Raw genomic sequence first — 2,203 nt, 5'->3', positions numbered from 1 at the left:
CTGATAGATGATGCCGAGGATATAGCGCGCAGCTGCCACGAGCGGGTTGATCGCAAGCGCCTTGTAGCACTCCTCGATCGCCTTCTCGAAGTCGCCGGTGTCCGCGTGCGCATATGCGGCGAGCAGGTACGCTTCCACGTCGTTCACATCGGCTGCGAGCAAGCGACTCACGACCGTAAGGGCCGCGCGCGGGTCTCCCTCGGCAAGCAGCGCGCGAGCCTGCGCAACGAGATCCTCGCCACCCCCCTCGCCCTGATCATCAGCGCTCTGGGGTGGCGCGGGGGTGGCCGCCCGTCGCCCCGGGTGAGTCGTCGCGCCTTCTGACGAGAGCCGTCCGGCTGACGCCGACGTCTCGGACGAGCGCGCCGCTTTCACGGCGCTGAAAGAAACGTGGCGCCGGAGGCGCGGCTTGCGGTAGAGGAACACGCCGTCGATCTCCACAGGTTCGAACCGATCCGAGATGCTCGTGAGCGTTTCAGAGTGGCCGATGAAGAGAAAACCCCCCGGATTGAGGCTGTCGAAGAAGTTGTTGACCACCCGGCGAGTGGAGTCGAGCCGGAAGTAGATGGTCACGTTGCGGCAGAAGATGACGTCCCAATTGCCCATGAGCGCCAGCGGGTAGGGCTCCTTGATGAGGTTGTGGAAGCTGAAATCGCAGATGTCGCGGACGCGTTTCGCCACGCGGTGACCGTCCGGGGCAGCCTCGAAGTAGCGCTGCACGACGCTGCGCTCCAAGTTCGCGAGCGATCTGGGCGGATACACACCGTCGCGGGCGCGCTGGAGCGCATTCGTAGAGACATCAGTGCCGAGAACCTCGAGCCGATAGCCCAGACCCTCCAGGCCAGAATCGAACATCGACATCGCGATGGTGTAGGGTTCCTCGCCGGTAGAACAGCCGGCGGACCACACGCGAAAGGCGCGACTGACCTTGGACTTGCCCTCGAGGACCTCCGGGATGACCTTCGTGCGAAAGGCGTCGAACTGGGCCGGGAAGCGGAAGAAGCTCGTCTCGTTTATGGTGACGAGGTTCATGAGCTCCTTGAACTCGACCTCGTCGGTCGAGAGCAGCTCGAAGTAGGCGTCGAGCGATGGCATCGCGAGGCGCGTGGCGCGCGTGATGAGCGAGATGCGAAGCGAGTCCGCCTTGTTGTCCTCGAGGTAGATGCCGGAGTGCTTCTGGATCCAGTCGCGAAACCGAGCGAATTCCTCGACAGTGAGGTCTTTGGAGAGGCTCTCGCCGGAAGCGGCCATCGGGCTCTACGCGCCTGCCACGGGGGCTTCGTCGGCGGCGCCGACCTTCTCCACGAGGCCTGCCGAGTACATGCCGTACAGGATCTTAGCGGTTTCGAAGTCGTTGTAGCCGGTGAGCTCGACGAGTTCTCGCACGGAGCGGCCACCGTGCAGGTAGCACAGGAGCATCCACTCGCGCGGCTTGAGATGGATCTCGATCGACTTGTCGCCGGGGGCGCCGGCCATGATGAAGCGTGTCTCCACCGACGGTATCTTCTGGCGGATGCGGTTCCACAGCTCGAGGCGGCGCGAGGACTCCATGATGATGTTCTCGACCGAGACCGAGATGCCGATGTCCTCGTCGTCGCAGGTTTCGTCAGGCTCGAAGCGGAGCTGACCATCCTCCCAGCGGAACAGATCGAAGAGCGTGTCGGAGATCTGTTCCTGGATGAAGTTCTCGAGCACCTTGCCGTCGAGGTAGCCCTCGTCCACGAGTATCTGGCCGAGACGGCGGCCCGCTTTCTCCTTCTTCTGGATCTTCTGCAGGCCGAGCGCCTGGCGGAGCTGCTTCTCCGAGATGACACCGGTCTTGACCAGGCGCTTCCCCAAAGACTCTCGGTTGTAGTTCGACGACGCGAAGAACACGCGGCCCTTCTTGAAGCAGACGCGGCCCTCGCCTTCCGAGCGCTCCATGAAAAGCGTGCCGGTCTTATGACCCGTGGCGAGCAAACGGAACATGTCCGCCAAAGAGAAGTCCTTGAGGTTGCCCTCGAGCGCCACTGAAGACCTCCAGGAAGTCCGAATCAGGCCGTCGCGCGGACCGTCAGGCAGGGGCAAACCCGCGACTCGGCCGCGCGAGCCAATCCTACCACGGCGACCTGCGACATTGGAACGAGCGGGAGTCCGCGCTCAGCAGAGTCCGGAGCACGGTTCACTAGTGTCGTGTAACGGAAATCCGCGCAGCACCGAGGGT

At 63.4% G+C, this 2,203-nt stretch carries 2 protein-coding genes; both read right to left on the bottom strand.

Annotated elements, in window-relative coordinates; all coding sequences use genetic code 11:
* Nucleotides 1-1,251 (bottom strand): CheR family methyltransferase (locus Q8K99_01205; protein ID MDP2181174.1); only part of this gene is annotated, 1,251 nt, incomplete at its 3' end.
* Between the two features lie 6 nt (nt 1,252-1,257).
* Entirely contained in the window at nt 1,258-2,010 is a 753-nt protein-coding gene (locus Q8K99_01200) for a DUF4388 domain-containing protein (protein MDP2181173.1), read from the bottom strand.
* Between the last annotated feature and the right edge of the window lie 193 nt (nt 2,011-2,203).

Source organism: Actinomycetota bacterium (assembly GCA_030682655.1).
Classification (GTDB): Bacteria; Actinomycetota; Coriobacteriia; order Anaerosomatales; family JAUXNU01; genus JAUXNU01.
Note: the sequence above shows the minus strand (reverse complement) of the source record. Positions and strands in the feature narration are given on the sequence as shown.